General features: G+C 64.9%; 11 protein-coding genes. All 11 read left to right on the forward strand.

Going from position 1 to position 18,954, the window contains the following annotated elements; all coding sequences use genetic code 11:
* Positions 1-24: 24 nt before the first annotated feature.
* The 11 genes from ASD01_RS10485 (at position 25) to ASD01_RS10535 (ending at position 18,828) form a co-directional block, all read left to right on the forward strand.
* Positions 25-3,900, forward strand: coding sequence for an eCIS core domain-containing protein (locus tag ASD01_RS10485; protein ID WP_060643916.1), 3,876 nt, complete (start codon positions 25-27; stop codon positions 3,898-3,900).
* A 61-nt stretch (positions 3,901-3,961) separates the two neighbouring features.
* Positions 3,962-4,609 (forward strand): hypothetical protein, encoded by a 648-nt coding sequence (locus tag ASD01_RS10490; protein ID WP_060519084.1) that lies wholly within the window; start codon positions 3,962-3,964, stop codon positions 4,607-4,609.
* Between the two features lie 9 nt (positions 4,610-4,618).
* Positions 4,619-4,927 (forward strand): hypothetical protein, encoded by a 309-nt coding sequence (locus ASD01_RS10495; RefSeq protein WP_060519086.1) that lies wholly within the window; start codon positions 4,619-4,621, stop codon positions 4,925-4,927.
* Positions 4,924-6,096: a hypothetical protein gene (locus ASD01_RS10500; protein WP_060643917.1), complete on the forward strand. Its 1,173-nt coding sequence runs from the start codon at positions 4,924-4,926 to the stop codon at positions 6,094-6,096. Before ASD01_RS10495 ends, ASD01_RS10500 begins: the two co-directional genes overlap by 4 nt.
* Positions 6,093-6,605, forward strand: coding sequence for a phage baseplate assembly protein V (locus tag ASD01_RS10505; protein WP_060643918.1), 513 nt, complete (start codon positions 6,093-6,095; stop codon positions 6,603-6,605). The genes ASD01_RS10500 and ASD01_RS10505 overlap by 4 nt, the downstream gene beginning before the upstream one ends.
* A complete protein-coding gene (locus ASD01_RS10510) occupies positions 6,602-6,934 on the forward strand; it encodes a hypothetical protein (RefSeq protein WP_060643919.1) in 333 nt (110 codons plus the stop codon). The genes ASD01_RS10505 and ASD01_RS10510 overlap by 4 nt, the downstream gene beginning before the upstream one ends.
* Entirely contained in the window at positions 6,931-7,290 is a 360-nt protein-coding gene (locus tag ASD01_RS10515) for a GPW/gp25 family protein (RefSeq protein ID WP_060519094.1), read from the forward strand. The genes ASD01_RS10510 and ASD01_RS10515 overlap by 4 nt, the downstream gene beginning before the upstream one ends.
* Positions 7,287-9,791 (forward strand): baseplate J/gp47 family protein, encoded by a 2,505-nt coding sequence (locus ASD01_RS35965; protein ID WP_063979511.1) that lies wholly within the window; start codon positions 7,287-7,289, stop codon positions 9,789-9,791. The genes ASD01_RS10515 and ASD01_RS35965 overlap by 4 nt, the downstream gene beginning before the upstream one ends.
* Before the next feature lie 2 nt (positions 9,792-9,793).
* Complete coding sequence (locus ASD01_RS10525) at positions 9,794-12,880, forward strand: putative baseplate assembly protein (protein ID WP_060643921.1); 3,087 nt, start codon at positions 9,794-9,796, stop codon at positions 12,878-12,880.
* Positions 12,881-12,974: 94 nt separating this feature from the next.
* Positions 12,975-15,086, forward strand: coding sequence for a hypothetical protein (locus ASD01_RS10530; protein ID WP_127890347.1), 2,112 nt, complete (start codon positions 12,975-12,977; stop codon positions 15,084-15,086).
* A gap of 10 nt (positions 15,087-15,096) precedes the next feature.
* Positions 15,097-18,828 carry a DUF6519 domain-containing protein gene (locus ASD01_RS10535; protein WP_060643923.1) on the forward strand — a complete coding sequence of 1,244 codons (3,732 nt, stop codon included), beginning with the start codon at positions 15,097-15,099 and terminating at the stop codon, positions 18,826-18,828.
* The last annotated feature ends 126 nt before the right edge of the window (positions 18,829-18,954 follow it).

Raw genomic sequence — 18,954 nt, forward strand, 5'->3', positions numbered from 1 at the left:
CAGGCCAGGTGCCGGGGGGCTGCCATGTCCGTGAGCGTCGCCCAAGCCGCCAAGCCCCCCGCCTTTGCCGTCGCGACGCCGACGAAACACAAGGCCGAGCCGTTGCCGGATCAAGACCAGGTGCCTCGGCGCCTGCTTTCTTCGCTGTCCTCGGTTCCTTCGGTTCAGCGCGTCTGCGCTGAATGCGCCCGAGAGGATGACGAGCACACCATGCCAGTCATGCCGCGGCTTGAAGTGGGCCCGGTGGACGACCCGTTCGAGCGCGAAGCGGATGACATAGCCGGACGTGTGATGGCGACCCGCGAGCCAAATTCCGTTCAACGTGCCGGGCTCGACGCAGAAACGCCGGACGCCATGCCCGGTCGCATCAGGCGGAAATGCTCGGCCTGCGGAGGTGACGAAACGCCGGTGATGCCGAGACTGGAGGTGGGACCGGTTGACCATCCGCACGAGGCCGAAGCGGATTCAATCGCAGCGACCGTCATGACCCAGCGCCCCGGCACCGGTCTTCAGCGCCGGAGCGAAGACGACGAGCCGGAAGTGATGGCACGCAGATCGGTCGTTCAACGCAAATGCGCCGCTTGCAGCGCTGCTGAGGAAGAGATGCCGGTCATGCCGCGTCGGGCCGTAGCGACGGTGCAGCGCATGCCCTCGCCGCTGCTTGAGCGCGAGATGTTGCATGACTTGACTGACATGCCGCGGATGCGGGCCGACGGCCCTGCGGGTACCGAACACATTGCCGCCTCGGCCGGTCAGCTGGAATCCGGCGGCAGCGCCCTCTCGCCGCAAACCCGAGACTTTTTCGAAAGCCGCATGGGGCGCGACCTCTCTGGCGTGCGCATCCATCGCGGCAGCGCCTCGGATGCGCTGAATGACAGCATCTCGTCGCTCGCCTTTACCTACCGCAATCATGTCTGGCTGGGGCGAAACGAAGCGGAAGCGCCGTCCTTCACTATGGCGCACGAATTGGCGCATGTGCTGCAACAGACCCAGCCGGATGAAGTGCAGCCGAAAGTGCGCCGCGTCCCGTCCGAGATCATCAGCGAAACGCTCTACTTCGGCGAGGATCCCCAAAAGACACCCACCCATGACCTCGTCGTTGCCGACGCGGTCAAGAAGAATGCAAAACTCATGGGTGAGGTGGCGGTGCCCAACGCGCAGCGCGACAAGGGCTCTGTGGACGACGGGTTTGGCTATGCCGACCTGGTCATCTCAGATCCCAACAAGCTCTGGGGACTGCGATTTGCACCGTACACTGGCATTGGCAGCAGCACCGGGACGGGGACCGGAACTGGCGCTGGCGGGCCGACCGCACTGCCGTGGTACGTCGTGTCGGACGGCGGTAAGAACGTCGTACCCAAGAGCCTGGGTTACGACACAAGAAAGTCGCTTCACATCGGCGGCGCCGCGCTGAGACCGGGCGGAGGCTACGAGAAATACAGCACGGAATCGAGCCCTCGCTGGGCGACCACCGACTTCATTCGATCCGCACTCGATGCGCCCTCGAGCTACGAGATTGGCGACGTAAAATTCGCCGGTGACAGGGATCGCATGAGCGACGCGGAAAAACAGGTTGGCGACTACGCCACCGGTTTCAACGAAGCCGCCCGGCGCTACAACAAGACGGTGGAACAGAGCGAGGCCGTCAAGAATGGCACCGCGCCAGCCGGAACCCTGACCGGGTCGTCGCGAAGCAATTCGCTCGCCAGGACCAACTTCAGCGCCGCCAAGATGGCGAGCTCCGCCAGCAGCGGCGATTTCATCCCTCTGGAAAGTGCATTGAAGCTGCGCCTCAACAAGTACAGCAAGACGATCCTTGGTCGTGACAAGTACGAGAACGTTACAGGGTTCACCTATACGGGGAAGTCCTATTACCGGCAGAAAAGCGGCGCCAAGTTCCTGTGGGAGTATGTGTTCTGGCCCGATGAAATCAAGGAACAGGACACCAGCACATCACGGTCCAACCGGCGCGACAAGCTGACCGAGGCGAGCCAGACCCTGTACGACCAAATGGTCTCTTCGCCGACGGGCAAGAAGGTGATGCCGCTGCGCCATGCCGATGCCCGCGTTCAACCCAAGAAACCAAAAAAGCCGCTGCCGCCACAGGAGGATCCGTTCCAGGCGCAGTACAACACCTGGAAGGAAAAGCAGAGAACCTTCACCAGGACCTTTGCCGACTACACCAACATCAAGACCGGGACCGGTAAGGCGGACATCGCCAAGCTGGCCTTCGACACAGCGATCCAGAACACCGTCAAGCTGCTGGGTGGCACCGGTCCCGACGGTTCGCGACCGGTGCAGGACACAGCCGCGCTGACCAAGGCGCAAACCGAATTCAACCGTGCCGAGCTCATGGAAGGGCGGTCGGGGCGGATGCTCGGGGCAATGCGCAAGACCTTTGGTGCGACTTTCGTCAAGGCGCTCAACATCTACCACCGGCTGAAGACCAAGTTCGAAAACTTCCTGGCGGGCGCGAAGAAGCGCACGAGTGGCGGCAAGATCGGCAAGGCGATCATGAAGGTCGGCGGCGTGATCTTCGGCGCGATCATCAAGGTCATGCTGCCGCAGGTTGGCGCCTATCTGGTCGACTGCGTCGAGGAAGGGTTCAAATCGCTGCTGAAGTCGATGATCGGCTCCGATTTCAGCAAATACACCGACTCGATCGAAGGCGAGTTCGTCAAGAAGTATGAGGAAATCGCGGCTCAGATCGAAGCCAAGGTCGAAGAGGCGGCCGAGGCGATCAAGACCCGTTTCGGCAGCATCTATGAAGCCGTGATGGACACCTGGGAAGCTGCCAAGACCCTGATCAGCATCGCCCGGCATGTGTTCAACGTCGCCCGCATCGCCTCCTGCGCCGCCGGCGGGCTCGAAACGGTGGGAATTTCCTGCGTCGTTGCCGGTGTCGACTACATCCTTTCGCTCTTCGACATCTCGCCCAGCGAGTATCTTCTGTCGCACATGCTGGGCTCCTGTGTCGCACAGGACCTGATCAAGGAGTTCATCCTCGGCCGGGCGATCATCCAGAACCTGCCGAAGGAAATCGCCGAGACGATCCGCAGCCATGTCAAGGACATCCTGCCGCCCGAGGTGAAGCCGCTGCTTTGCGATCATATCGGCGATGCGCCCGATCTGCCTGACGCGGCCGAGGTCCCGTGCGAGGACATCGACAATCCAGGTAGCGGACGGGGCGGCAGCGACCTCTCGAAACCGCCGCCGGGCTTCCCGCCGGGCATGAACGAGCGCCGGGCCACCCAGAAGGAAATCCGCGAACATGGTCGCCTGGGCACTGGAATCGTTGACAACGCAGGCAAGGTCGACCGCAGCAAACTGCCGGAAGAATTCCGCAAGCTGCTCGAGCCGGAAGCGCCGCCGCCTCCGGGCACTCCGGAGGTCTGGGATCCACCGGACAAGAGCAGCCCGCCGACCGCCAAAAGCAGCCCACCGGCGGACAAGCAAACCGTACCCGACGCGGCAAAAGACAAGCCCGCGGGACAGCCCCCCGAGCAGAAGCCCGCAGGCGGCGCGGCCGGCGGCAGCGGCGGCCAACCCGGATCCGGCGGGCAATCGACCCAGTCGGTACGCCGTGGACAAATCGCCGATCCGAGCGGGACGGTAACGAGCTATCACACCATCCTGCCAGGGCCTTCCGGTGGTTTCGCGCAAGGGCGGGGCGACGCCAAGACCTTGTTCGACGTCTACCTCTACGTCCAGACGTCGGACTTGAAGACCTTCGGACCGCTACCCATCCGGATCAAGGTCATCGAGGTGGGGCGTGACAAGTCCGGCGACTGGATCAAGTACCTCCCGGACGGCCCCTATGTGCTGAAGAACGATACCGAAATCGAGATCAATCCCACCGGCAGCGACGGGTTCTGGGCAAAGCTGAGTGCTGACAGATGAGACCGTTTCCAAAGAATGACTTCACTGGTTCCACGTCCGGCGTCTCAGATCGGAGCCTGCTATGACGGGTCTAACCATCTCCCCACAAGTCCAGAAAGGCGCTCTTGTCGGGCTTGATCTTTTCAACCCGCTCTCTTCGGTGGCGATCTTCCAGTACAACCCCGACCAGATCACCCGGTCGATCGCGCCGAACTACAGCCAGGCAGGCAACGGGCGGGCGGAACCGTTGCGGCTGGCCGGGCCTCCCACGGAGACGATCAGCGCCAACCTCAAGATGGACCTGATCGACCAGATGGAAGAGGGCGAGAACGGACCTCTGGGCGGCGGCATTTCGGGCTATCTCGCAGCGCTCGAGATGATGGTCTATCCGAAAACCATCGCCGTTGCGATCAACCAGGCGCTGATGCTGGCAGGAACCATGGAGGTGGTGCCGCCGGCCGCACCGCTGACGCTTTTCATCTACGGCTGGAAGCGGGTGGTGCCTGTCAAGATCGAAAGTCTGTCGATCACCGAGACCGCGCACGACCCGGCTTTAAACCCGATCCGCGCCGATGTCGCGGTCTCGATGAAAGTGCTGACCTACAACGATCTGTCGATGACCAACCCGGGCTACTGGGCCTTCCTGACCCATCAGGTGATCAAGGAGACGCTCGCCACCGTCGCAAGCGTCAACAACATCGCCGATGTGGCGGGCAACCTGGATTTCTGAGAGGGCGTGATGATCACAGCAACGAGCCGATACGCCATCGCCACCGAAACCGAATTCACCCGGCCGGACGGCAGCAAAGTGCGCCACATCGTGCCGCCGATCCTGCCGCACCCCGAGGATCACACCGTGGCGCGCCAGCACCGCGTCACCGACAGCGACCGCGCGGATATCATCGCCGCACAGACCTATGGCCAGGCGACCGCCTGGTGGATGATCGCCAATGCCAATTCCGCCGCGCATCCCGACCAGTTGACCGCGGTGCCCGGCGCTCCACTGGTCATTCCGATGCCCGATGCGAGGGGAGGCAGGACCACGTGAGCGCCTTCGGCAACATCCTCGGCATTCGCGTCACGCTGCTTCTGGGCAGGGAGGCCGTCGTGCTGCCCGCACCGCTCGAGGCGATGGAGGCGATCGAAGAGATCGAGGTGCGCCAGGCGATGAAAAAGGACTCAGGCTTCAAGATCACGCTGCTGGCCGGGCGAGAGGGACCGCTTGGCGCATTTGGCCCTCCGTTCGTCAATGATCCCCGGTTCCAGCGCGGAGCACGGGTGGTGGTCGTTGTCTGGAACGGGGTGATGCCGACGCCGATCTTCGACGGGGTGGTGACCAAGACCCAGTACATACCCGGCGAAGGGGCGAATGAAGGCAAGTACCTGATGTTGGGCCGCGACCTGACCTTTGTCATGGACCGCGAAGAGAAACGAGCCCAGCACCCGGCTCAGGACGAAACCGTGATCATGAATGCCATGGCGCTGAAATATGCCACCTACGGCGTGATCCCGGTGATTATGCCGCCGCCGGTGATCGATCCGCCGATCCCGGTCGACCGCACGCCGCAGCAGACCTGCACGGACCTCGGCTATGCCAAGAAGATGGCCAGGCGCCACGGCTATAAGGTGTTCATCGATCCCGGCCCGGCGCCGGGGATCAGCCAGCTCTACTTCGGCCCGGTGCCGCGCCCCGGCCTGCCGCAAAAGCCGATCTCGGTCAATCTGGGGCCAATGTCGGATGCCTACGACGTCACGGTCAACCACGATGGCGAGACCCTGACGGCTGCGCGCGCCAAGGTGCATGACCGCTCCACAGGGCAGGTGGTTTCGCTGGAGATCCCGACCTCCACCAACACGCCGATGTCGGCCCTGTCGGAGGCGCTGACGCAGATGGGCAATACCAAGACGAAGGAGATAGTGACCTCGGGTCTCAACACCGCGCAGGTGCTTGCGCGTCTGATGGCTGAGGTGAACGAACCGGCCGAAAGGGTACTGGAGGTGACCGGCACCATCGACAACACGCGCTACAACGCGGTGCTCAAACCCTACTACGCGGTCGATATCCGCGGCCTGGGGATGATCTACAACGGAACCTATACGGTGGCCGAAGTCAGGCACGTGCTCAAACCCGGTGCCTATACCCAGTCGTTCGCACTTCAGCGCGACGGGCTCTATCCGATCCTGCCGGCCGTCGCACCGGAGGTATCGCCGATATGAGCTGCGAGGACGAAAAATTCTTCGGCAAATACCGCGGCAAGGTTGAGCTCAACATCGACCCCTTGGGCCTTGGCCGGGTGCAGGTCAGCGTGGCTGATGTCATGGGGGATGGCACGCTCGCCTGGGCCATGCCGTGTCTGCCGGGCGCCGGACCGGGCGTTGGCATCTTCGCCATCCCGCCCTCGGGCGCCAATGTCTGGGTCGAGTTCGAGCGCGGCGACCCGGACTATCCAATCTGGTCTGGCGGGTTCTGGGACGCCGGAGACACGCCGGCGGCGATGGGACCGACGCAGGCGCTGACGCGGATCTGGGCGGGCGACAACTTCAAACTGGAGGTGCTCGACGCGCCGGGCATGGGGGAACTCACGCTCAGCATGACCACGGCCATGGGGGATGCCGTGCTGACGGCGGGGGCGGACGCCATGGAACTGAGCTTTTCCGGATCGACGGTCAAGCTTGGTCCCGATGGGGTCACGATCAACAACGGAAATCTGAAGGTGCTGCCATGACCACGCCGATCGTCACGCAGGGAACCGTCGCCACCTGCCCGCATTCCATCCCGATCACGATCGCGGCGACGGGTGTGAAGCTTTTGATCGACGGCACGCCGGCAGCCCTTCTCGGCGACAAGGGCACGATCGCAGGTTGCCCGTTCACGACGCCCGAACCCAAGCCGCAGCCCTGTCTCATTGCTGAGTTCACCAAGGCGGCCAGCAAGGTGCAGTCGGCCGGCAAGCCGGTGTTGTTGGTCAATACCGGCGACCTTTGCAAATCCGGCCAGATCCCCAACGGTCCGGTGGTCTGGTCTTCGCCGCAAACCAAGGTTGTCGCGATATGACCTGGTTTTCCTTCCCCTACCGGATCTCAGCCGCCGGAACCACGGCCGAGGCCGACCGCGACCAGCAGATCCGCGACATGATCGAGCAGGTGCTGTTCACGCGCCGCGGCGAGCGGCTCAACCGGCCTGAATTCGGTGCCGGGCTGCACGAGATGGTGTTTTCGGAGAACACGCCGGAGATCGCAGCCGCCGTCCAGCACATGGTCCAGGGGGCGCTTCAGCAATGGCTGGTCGAGGTGATCGAACTGCGTGGTGTGCGGGTTGAGGCCGTGGACAGCCAGTTGCGGGTCACGGTCGTCTACAGCCGCCTCGGCGACGACGAGATTCGCCGCGCCGTGGTGGAGGGCGCGATATGACGAAGTGCAGGTGTCATTGCGGCACGTCGCTGCGCCGGCAGAGGGTTCTGGAAAGCAACGCCGACATGGGCGGCGGGCTTGAGATCAACGGCATCGACTTCGTCGAGGTGTTGGACAGCGGCGCACCGGCTGGCATGGCGCAGAAACTGCTCGACGTAGCTTTCCTCAAACCCGATGGCGTCGCGGCCCTGAACGAGGACAACTTCGCGGTGACAGGCGGAACGCGGGTCAAGGGCATCAAGGTGCTATCGCTGGCGCTGCAGCCGGACGGGTTGACCCAGCGGCTGACCCTGGACCAGGCCGGGGATTTCTCGCCTTATGTGCTGTCGCTGCGGCAAGGGGCGGTGAACGCTGCACCGCCCGCCAATATGGATCGCCAGCTGGCGAGCGTGTGCTTCTCCTTCAAAGTCGAATGCCGCTCGGATTTCGATTGCGCCGACCCTGCACTTTCGGTTCCGGCGCGTCGTCAGGGGCCGCCGACAGATTACCTGACCCGCGATTTCACCGGCTTTCGCACGATGATGCTGGACCGCATGTCTGCCACCATGGCCGACTGGACCGAGCGCAATCCGGCGGACCTGGGCGTGACCCTTGTTGAGGTGCTGGCGGATGCTGCCGACAAGATGAGCTGGTTTCAGGATGCCATAGGCACCGAAGCGTTCTTCGAGCGCACGCGCTTTCGGCAGTCACTCGTGCGCCACGCCCGGCTGCTCGGCTATCGTCCGGGCGAGGGTTGCAATGCGCGCACAGCCGTCGCCGTGACGGCGGATGTCGACCGGGATGGCGCACCTGACGTGATTGCGCGCGGCACCCGGTTCCTGACCCGCCCAGAGGACCGTGGGCAGCAGCGGCCGACGGTGATCACACCAGAGGCGGAGCTTTTCGAAGACATGGTCCGACGTGGGTCAGTGGTGTTCGAGGCACTGGAACCGCTGAAGTCGCTGCGCGTGGCGCGCAACGATGCGGGCTTCCACGATTGGGGCGACGAGGGCTGCTGCCTCACCAAGGGCGCAACCTCCGCTTTCCTGACGAAGGCTCCCGGCGATCTTGACCTTGCGGCAGGCGATCTTCTTTTGTTGGAGGAGCGCATTCCTTTTGGCGGTAGCACCGAGGATCCGCCGGATCCGACGCACCGCCAGGTCGTGCGTCTGTCGGAAGGCCCCAAGCCTGCAAGTGATCCGATCTTCGGTCTCGCCTTGACTGAGGTGCGCTGGTTCGCCGAAGACGCGTTGAGGTTCGCTCTGCCGATCGGTACCCTCGATGGCAAGCCGATGTCGGTGGCGCGTGGCAATGTTCTATTGGTCGACGAAGGCCGTACCGTCGATCACGGCGACCCCGCGCACGAAGACGAAATCCTCTTGGAAACCCTCTCCACCGACGGCCTGCTGCCAGATGACGGGCCTGGCCAGGTGCTGCGCTACCGGCTGGCCGCCGGAGAGGTGGTGCGCGCGCCGCCTTTCGATCCGGAGAGTGCACGCACCGCCTCGGCGGCTGCGTCGCTTTCGCCGGTGGCCGAACCGGTCGCACAGGTCGCGCTCGTCGGCGACGGCGAGATATGGACGACGGTGCCGGACCTTCTGGCGTCGGAGCGTTTCGCGCCGCATGTGGCGGTCGAGGCAGGCACCGTGCCAGGGGCGGCCTATGTGCGCTTCGGCGACGGGGTACTGGGCCGCCGCCCAACCGATGGAGCCGCGTTTGTCGCGCGTATCCGTCACGGCGGCGGTTTGCGCGGCAACATCGGGGCCGGCGCGATCGCCCATGTGGTGACCGGCGACGGCAACGGCATCTTCGCGCTGAGCAACCCTGTCCCGGCAACCGGCGGCATCTTGCCGGAACCACGCACGGCAGTGCATGTTGCCGCGCCACAGGCGTTTCGCGTCTCGCGTCGTGCGGTCACGGCGGCCGACTACGCCGTGGTTGCCGCCCGCCACCCGAGCGTCGAACGAGCCTTCGGGCGCCGCCGCTGGACCGGCAGCTGGCACACGGTCACGCTGGCGCTCGACCTCGTCGGAGGCGGCGAGGTGGACGCTGCAGTCGAGGCCGAGTTGCGCGCGTTCATCGAAGATCATCGGTTGGCGGGCCACGATCTGGAATTTGTCTCGCCGGTCTTCGTACCGCTCGACATCATCCTCTTTGTCTGTGCCGCGCCCAACGCCTATGCGTCGGACATCAACCGCGATCTCCTGGCGCTCTTTTCCGATCGCGATCTGCCGGATGGAACCCGCGGGCTCTTTCATCCGGATGTCCTGGAGTTCGGAGCGGACGTGGCGTTGTCGCCGATGATCGCCCGCGCGATGCGGATCGACGGCGTGTCCTGGATCGGCACCACCGACGAAAGCAACGCGCCGGTGGGCCGTTTTGCCCGGATGGATCAGCCCGGTGTGGACTATGCCGCCGAGGCGATCCTGCCGATCGCCAGCGCCGAGATTGCCCGGCTCGACAACGATCCCAGCCGTCCCGAGAACGGCCGGGTCCGCTTCATCGTGGAAGGGGGGCGCTGATCATGGCAACGCGCGACAAAAGCTCGCCGTGTGGCGGCATCGACCTTGGTCCGCATCGCCCTGCCAACCGTGCCGGGCTTTCACAGGTGGATTACCGGATCACGACCCAGCCCGAGGCGCTGGCGCGAATGCTGCATCTTCTGCCGCGACACGGGGTGATAGACCCGGAGACCGGTGCCGAGCTCCAGCCGTTGGAGGCGTTGCGGACGCGCGACCTTCGCGATCCGACGATCAGCCTGTTCGACGCCTGGGCCATGGCCTGCGACGTGGTGTCCTTCTATTCGGAGCGCATCGCCAACGAAGGTTTCATCGGGACCGCCACCCAGCGCCGTTCGGTGCTCGAACTGGCGCGGATGATCGGCTATGAGCTCGCCCCCGGCGTGGCGTCCAGCGCCCATCTGGCATTCTCGGTCGAGGACACGGACAATCCCTATCGCGTGGTCCAGATCGGTATCGGTGTGCAGGCGATGTCGATTCCGCACGAGAAGGGCAAACTGCCGCAGATCTTCGAAACGGTCGAAGAGATCACCGCACGCGCCGAATGGAACAACATTCACGCCCGAACCGAGCGTCCTCAGAACCTGGTGCTCTACAACAACCTCGAAAGTGATGGGGACACAGCCAACGGCACGCTCTACCTCTTCGATCTGGACAACTCATTCGACGACGCCACATTGGCCGATCCTGACCTCGTTACCATTGCTGCCGAGGCGGATCTGGAACACTACCACCCGATGACCCGACGGCTCGATCTGCCCGCCGCGCTGGCGAAACGTATCGAGGACAACGAAACGAACGAAGAGATCGACCCGGTGCTCTACGCGCTGCCGGTGAACGAGGTCTGCTTTACGGGGCTCGGGCTCAACCTGCGCAAGGGCACCCGGTTGTTGGCGGTGGCGCAGGCGGCGAGCGAGGGCGCGCCGGTCACGGCCATACCGATGCGGGTGGTATCGGCCACCGAGGACCGAGCCTTCGGCCTGACGAAAGTCGTTTTGACGCGCAGCGGCCACGCGCCCGAGAAGGTGCGCCGCGCACCGCCCTTCCGGCTCGCGAAACTGCTGATCGGCATCATGCCCTCGATGCGCATCGCGCTGGGCACTCAGGCGATCGAGACGCATGTGCGCGGCCGGACCTGGTCGGGAGACGGGCTCTCGGCGCTGGTGCAATCCCAATCCTGGCAGCGCGCCAAAATCATGACGCTGGTTCGCCTGCTGGTCTTGCCGCCGCCGGAGAAGGACGATGGCGAGGTGCCGGCACTCGGCCTGCATGTCATGCGCGACAGTTCCGGGTTCTTCGGCAGTACTGCGCCGCTCCACGCCACGGTGAATTATGGCACCAAGGCCGATGGGACCTATGACAAGGGTCCCTATACCCACAACTGGGATGGGGCCACGGGCGGATCACCCAACACGATCTGGCTGGACGGGATGGGGGCAAAGTACATCGACAAGGGCGCCTCCCACGTCTACCTCGACCGCGAGCTGAAGGAATTGCAGCCCAACGGCTGGGCGATCATCGAGAACGCCGCGGGCGGGTCTCTCGGTTTGCGGGTCGTGCATGCGGCGGCGGAATCACGGGCGGACTACGCAATCACGGGAAAGTCGACCGGCGTGGGGTTCCGCACCGCCAATGGCGGACTGTTGGAGCTCGGCGGCACCGACTCGACCACAATCTACAATTCCTTCCTGTTTCGGGGTTCGCAGATCCATGCGGTCAGCGCGCATCTTCCGCTTGCCGGTGTGCCGCTGTCGCCGGAGCTGCCGCACAGGTCCACTTCGGTCGAGCTGGACCGGCTTTATCTCGATCTCGAACGCGGACGGCCCGTTTCGCTTTCCGGCGCACGCAACGATGCCGAGGGCATCACCGGGCGCGAGACCCATATCATCGACGAGGTCCAGCATATCGACGGGATCACGCGGCTGGTGCTGACCGGCGAGACCGCCTGGCCCTATGACCGCACCACCGTGCGCATCAACGCAAATGTCGCGCTCGCCACCCATGGCGAGGCGGTGGCCGAAGACCTCGGGAATGGCGACGCCCGGCTGACGTTCCAGACCTTCACGCTGAAGAAGCCGCCGCTCACTTACGTTTCAGCCGCAAACGAGGCCGGTCGCGCCTCGACCCTGAAGATCCGTATCGACGGTGCGCTCTGGCAGGAGGTGACGGCACTGGGCCAGGCCGGGCCGGAGGACCCCGTCTACGAGGTGCGCCTGTCCGACGACGGCAAGGCGCATGTGCGCTTCGGTGACGGCCGGACCGGGCGTCGCCTGCCCACCGGCTTGCTGAACGTAAAGGCGGAGTACCGCAGCGGCATCGGCCGCGCCGGCGAAGTGCCGGAAGAGGCGATCAGTCAGCTGAGAACCCGGCCGCTCGGTGTGCGCGCAGTGGTGAACCCGTCGCCCGCAACAGGCTCGGCCGATCCCGAGACGCTGGATAGCGCGCGCGAAACCGCACCGGGCACGGTCAAGACCCTCGGGCGCATCGTCTCGCTCACCGACTACGCCGATTTTGCGCGTAGTTTTGCCGGCATCGGCAAGGCCCAGGCGTGCGAGCTGTGGTCAGGGCAGAACAAGGTGATCCATGTCACGGTGGCCCCTGAAGCGGACGCCGAGCTCACGGCAAGCGATCCGCTGATGTCCAACCTTGCCGATGCAATGGCCAAGGCGCGCGATCCTGCACGTCCCCTGATCTTGCAACCCTACGCGCGCCGGTTCTTTGCCCTGACGGCCAAGATTTATCCCGATCCGACCTACCGCGCCGAGGACGTCAAGCTCTGGGCGCGCCAGCAGATCGAGGCGCTTTTCGGTTACGACGCGCGCAAGCTCGCCCAATCGGTGAGTGCTGCCGAGGTCATTGCCGCGCTGCATCGGGCGCGCGGTGTCGTATCGGTCGATCTCGACGCGCTCGAGGTGCTGCTCGACGGCTCTACCACCGGTTCCGTGGCTGCTGATCTGTCCTCGGTGCTGCCCTCGCTCCCAGCCGTCGGGCCGGGCCAGCGCGGGCAGCGCCACGACTTTGCCCCGGCGCAATTGCTGACCGTGCTGCCGTCGGCGGTCAGCCTGACGATGATGGAGACCGCAAATGTATAATCGCGCGACCGGCAACCTTTTCGAACGGCTGCCCAGCCATTTCCGCACGCGCGATGCCGAAGAGGGTCGTGCGCTTCAGGCGCTGATGGAGATCATGGCACAGGAGCTGGTCATCCTGGAGCGCGACATAGACCAGCTCTACGACGACTGGTTCGTCGAGACCTGCGAGCCGTGGGCACTGCCCTACATCGCTGCGCTGATCGGCGCCCGGCCGATGCGCGAGATCGGGTCCGACCAGATAGGGCTTCTGCGCGGATACGTCGCCAATGTGCTGCGCAACCGGCAGGCAAAAGGCACCGCCGCGGCGATCGAGCAGGTGGCGCGCGAAGTGTCCGGATGGTCGGTGGTGGCGGTCGAATTCTTCCAGAGGCTTGCGACCTCGCAGCATATGAACCATGTGCGACCGGCTGCACCGGGCTTTGCCGACCTGCGCAACACCGCGCGCTGCCGCGCCAGCCGGTCGCCGTTCTCAACGATGGCGCATTCGCCGGCCGCCGGGCAGCCGGGCGCCTATGCCGGGCGCTACAACATTCCGCATCTGGGGCTGTTCATTTGGCGGCGCGCGGCGGCACCGATCTGGCCTGTGGAAAATCCAGCCGCAGGGTATCTGGGCGGGGCCGTTCCGCGTCCCGATGCACCGGATCCGGGGCTTTTGACCTTTGATCCGCTGGGACGCGACCTGCCGTTGGTCAACCGCCCGGCGGCCGACCTGAGCGTGGGTGCGCGGATGACCGCGCGCACCGTGCCTGCGACATTGTCCCGTGATGAGGTCTTCGCCGCGCTCAACGCTGCCCGCGCAGACGGCGCCACTCCGGGCCGCTGGTTTGAGGAAAGCCCGCCGTTTCGAGTGCGTCTGGACGGCGCGGAGGTGTCGCCTGAAAAGCTCTTCTGCTGCAATCTGGAAAAGGCCGAAAACGGCACCTGGCGGCGGCCGGCCGTGGCTGGCACGGTGATGGTCGACCCTGAGCTCGGCCGGATCTCGCTGCACGCTTCGGACGAGGGCAAGGCGGTCGAGACCGGTTTTGCCACCGGGCAGCCCTTCGATATCGGCGGCGGCGCCTATGACCGGCGGTCGAGCCTTGAGAAATGGCTGCCCGATCTCGTAGTGCCCGGCGAGGCGCCGCCCTGGCAGATCGGTGTGACGAAGGTGGCGGGCCATGTGACCGACAACCCGCTTCAGGGTGGGCCGGTGGTCGCGAGCCTGCGCGATGCGGTCGACCGCTGGAATGCCCAGGCCACCGCGGGCTCGCGCGGGATCATCGCGGTGATGGACAACGCCACCTATGTCGAGGCGTTGAACGCCACCCATGCAATCACGTTGCCGAAAGGCGCAACGCTGGCGATTGTGGCTGCCGCCTGGCCGGTGGTGGAGGAGCCGGGCGGGGTGCGTCGCCGCTTTGCGGGCCAATTGTCGCCGATGCACCGGCGGCCTCTTGTTCTGGCGCCGGCGATGATCGAGGCGGCGGATGCGGGCGACGACCCGGCCGGTTCGCTGGTGATCGACGGATTGGTGATCACCGGCAATCTCACCGCCCGGCCTGGAGGCGATCTTGGGGCTCTCCGGCTTTACAATTGCACGATCGGCGCCTCGGGCGCGGCGCTGGACTATTCGGTGCGTGCCACCACCGAGAACGCCAGGATGAGCCTGGTCCTCGACCGCTGCATTGTCGGCAAGGTGGAGCTACCGCAGGCGACAGGCGCGATCGAGATCACGCGATCGATCATCGGGGAGGATCAGACCGCCGGTGGCGGCGGGGCAGGGGCTGGCGCCTTGGTGCTGCGCGTGCCGCTCATGGACATGAGCTGCAGCGGCAGTACCGTCCTTGGCCGCACCACCTGCCGCAGCCTGCAGGCGGAAAACAGCATCCTCACTGGGCGGATCACCGTCGAGCACCGGCAGAGCGGCTGCGTCCGGTTCTGCTATGTCGACGAGACCTCGGTCTTGCCGCGCCGCTACCGCTGCGTGCCGCGTGCGAGCGACGACCCCAAGCCGCGGCCGGTCTTCGTCTCGACCCGTTTTCAGGATCCCGAATTCGGGCTCTTAAGCCTGCGCACGCCACAGGCCATCCTCGAAGGGGCCGAGGATGGCATGGAGATGGGAGTGGGCTACGCCAACCGCGACCCCGCCCGCCGCGCCAACATCCGCGATGCCATCGAGGAATTTGCGCCATTCGGCCTTGTTCCGGGCTTCATTTACATGAGTTAGGAGGCCTGCCATGACCGGCGATATTTCGAGAAAGACCTTCGATCCTGTCAAGGATTTCAGCCTTGTGGGGATGCAGCAGGGCCGCCTGTTCACCGATGCCGACTGGAACGAACAGGGCGGCATCCTGCGCGCCTCGGATCGGGAGACGGCGGCTGATATCATCGGCCCCGCCGGCTTTCCGGAGGACGATGCGGGCTTCGGACTGATCCCGGATCCCGGGACCGGAACGCTGGTGATCACCCCTGGTACCGGATACGTGGCAGGTGTGGGCCATGTGCTGCGCTGGCCTTTTGGCTTTTCGCTGACCCGTCAGTCGGGCACCGGCGGCAATGCGGTCTGGCGGATCGACGATGGCGGGGAGCTGGCTGACGACGACGTGCTGAGCACTGACCCGGCGGGCCTGAGCGTTTTCGTCAAGGTGCGCAACTTCGCTGAGGATGCGAACGGCGTGCGGACCTTCCGTACCACGCCAGCCCTTGGTGATGCCGTGACCCGCGCCTTCCGGCCGGCAACAGTCCAGCGGCAACCATATGGGGCAGGCACGCCGCTTCCGGCGGTGGCCGGCGACTACCTGGCCGTGCTCAAGTCCACAGATCTGATCGTGACCGCCCTCGATGAACCGCTGCTGCGCGAGGTGGCTTTCGACGGGCCGGATACGGCCTATCGTGAGCGGACCATCTGGCAAGTCCAGCTGGTCGCGCGCGCGGCGCTCCTGGCGCTTGGATACCAGGCTTCCGACCTGACCTGCCCGGCGCTGTCAAAGGGGCTCGATCCCGTCCTTGCCGATCGTGCGCAGGGCGAGATGCGCGCGCGGGCGGAGCTTTCCGACCTTAGCGCCGGCCCCTGCAACCTGCCGCCCGCCGCGGGCTACCGCAGTCTCGACAATTTTCTCTTCCGCGTCGAGATCCATCTGGCTGGCGACGAGGCGGCGGCGTTCTACAAATGGTCGCGCGAGAATGCCATTCACCGCACGCGATACCGCGAGATCGACGCAGGCGTCTTGGTGGTGGACAGCATCGGCCGTGATGAGATGACCGCGTTGAAGGCGGGCGACTGGATCGAGATCCGCGATCAGGCGGCGATCTATGGGGAGGCGCCTGGCTTCTTCGCCCGGATCGACGAGGTGGTCGGCCAACGCGTCTCGCTTGCCGAACTGCGCGATCCGCTCACGCTTGCGCCACTCCTCAACAACGGTCTCCCCGACACAGACAAGCTTCCGGCGGAGGCATTCGTCACCCGTTGGGAAGGCGGGCTTCCGGCGCAGGTGGACGATGCCGCGGCCGATTGGGCAGATCTGGAGAATGGTGTCCAGATCCGCTTCGAGGCCGGTCAGTATCAACCCGGCGATCACTGGACCATTCCGGCGCGCGCCGTGTCCGGCGATGTGGAATGGCCACGCAATCCGGTCACCGGCGAACCGTTGCCGAAACCTGCAGAAGGACCGCGGCGCAACTATGCGGCGCTCGCCTGGCTCGTGCTCGACGGTGCCGGCGCCTGGACCGTAGCCGAAGATTGCCGCCCGCTTTTCCCGCCGATTACCCGCGCCAAGCAGGTGCTCTACGCCGGCGGCGACGGGCAAGAGGCCCTGGACGATCCCCTGAATGCGGCCGCCTTGGTACCTCTACCAAAGGAGCTTTCCGTCGCGGTGGTGCGCGGCCATAAACCGGTCCAGGGAGAGACGATCCGTTTCACCGTTGCGGAGGGGGCCGGGCAGTTTGGTAACGGCATGCCAACCCAAGAGGCCACCACCGATGGCACCGGCGTGGCGTCGGTGACCTTTAGCCTTGACGGCACGAACCGGGTGCAGCGCGTCTTTGCCCAGCGGCTGGATGCCGCCGGAACACCGACCCATGCGCCTATCAGCTTCAACGCGACACTCGCGCGTGCGACCCACGTCAGTTTCAACCCGGCCAATACGCCCGCGCTTGCGCTCGCCAATACGGTGCAGAAGGCTATCGAGGCTTTGGCGGGGCTCCAGCATGTCGGCTGCACCACGATCGTCATCCAGCCGGGTGAGGACTGGGTGGCGCGGCTGGAGGGGCTGCAGCCGGGCGAGAATGCCTCGATCTGTTTTGCCAGGGGCACCTACACCACAGGGCGCACCGTTGAGATGACCGGTCTTGGTCATATCCGCATCAGCGGCGCCGGGCCCGGGACCGTCCAGATTCTGGCCTATCGGACGGAGGCGGCCATCGCCTTTGCAGCCTGCGCCAGTGTTGTGGTCAGCGGGCTTGAATTTGCAACGCCCGACAGCAACAGCGCGGTCGATCCCGGTCGGAAGATCCACCGTCAGGGCACGCTGGACTTCGGTCACTGCGACGCGGTTGAAGTGCATGGCTGCACGCTGAGTTGCGGCGGCGGCACCTCGACCGAGCGCACCTGCCTGACGGTCCGCGGCTACAGCGAGACGCTGAAGAGCTTGAGGGTCACGCAATCGGTTCGGATCACCAACAACAGTCTGACGGTCGGCAACCTTCAGGAGGGGATCGTCGTGACCGATGCCGTCGACGTCGATGTGTCCGGCAACATCCTGACCGCCAAGCCGGGCAAAGGCTCGCTCAACATCAAGGCGTTCCTTTCCGACAAGGTCTGGCTAGCCACGACCGCAAACAGCTTCATCACCCGCCCCGTGAAGGGCTATGTCGGCCGGGGCACCGGCTTCAAGGAGATTGGCGTCAAGGAATGGCGCATGACCTTCGACAGTCCAGTGCCGCAGAAGGACTGGGACGCGCTGGTCGCTACAAACCCGCCCGCCGCGGCGGACCTCAAGAACCAGGAAACGTTCGGTCGCTGGGCGCAGGGGCTCGTCGCCTCCGTGGCAGAGAACCCCGACCGGATGCCGGTGTTTCGCAAGCAGTTGAAGCGGCTTGGGGACTCGTTCGGCACCCATGGTGAGGGGCTGGACAATACGAAGGTGCGCACCACGCTCCTCGTTTCGAGCGACCCGGTCGTGCAGCGCTTCGATGCGAGATCGGGTGCTGAGCGACAGGTCGTGGTCGAGGCGAACGGGCAGGTCGTCGCCTTCGACAGTGCCTTCAGCCAGAAGGATTGGACGACGCTCATTTCCCGCAGCGGCTCGGCTGCAAAGATCGCAAATGCAGACGAACTTCTTGGGCTGAGCTACGGCCTGGCGAAGAAGGTATTGGAGGATGCCGAGCTCCGCGCCGGGCTGGGATCGGTCCAGAACTGGCTGAAGGGGCTTGAGGAAAACTCGGTCAGCCTGGGGGCGCAGGGCATCGTCTGCGGTGGACGGCGGATGGACAATGTCGCGATCCGGGGCAATGCGATCCGCGCCTTCCAGGTGGGGGTGCGGGTGGCGGTCAGCCACATGCGCAACGCGGATGTGCGGGCCAGATCGGTGTCGATCGACGACAACCGCATGGAGTTGATGGCGCCCTACGCACAAGCCTATGCCGGTTACGGTGTGCTTGTCGGGAATGTCGATACCCTGCGCATCCGGGGCAACGAGATGGCACTGTCGACCCGGCCGAATTTCAGCAGGTATTTTGCGCAGGGCATCCGCATCTGGGGCTTCATCGGTCACCAGGTGCTGGTGGCGGAGAACCGGATTTCGATGGCCACGATGGGCATCCGCCTGGTTTCGGTCGTCGCGTTCGGCGACGAGGATCCGCACCTTTGGGTGTTCCGCGAAAACCTGATCGAGGGACCGGGGATCCGTGGCTGGAAGGTGACGCCATCCTGGCCGCTCGTCGACCAGAACAATCTGACGCGTAGCGTCTAAGGATGGCCTGACGCCGATTTTCGTTGTATGATTGTGTTTCCTGGCTCTTATGGCAATGATTTTGTGGTGCCACCGGGTTCGAGTCCCTGTCAGGTAAGCGAAGCGGAGCGGGACACCGGTCCGCTT

The organism is Ensifer sp. Root423, assembly GCF_001426275.1.
GTDB classification, from domain to species: Bacteria; Pseudomonadota; Alphaproteobacteria; order Rhizobiales; family Rhizobiaceae; genus Ensifer; species Ensifer adhaerens.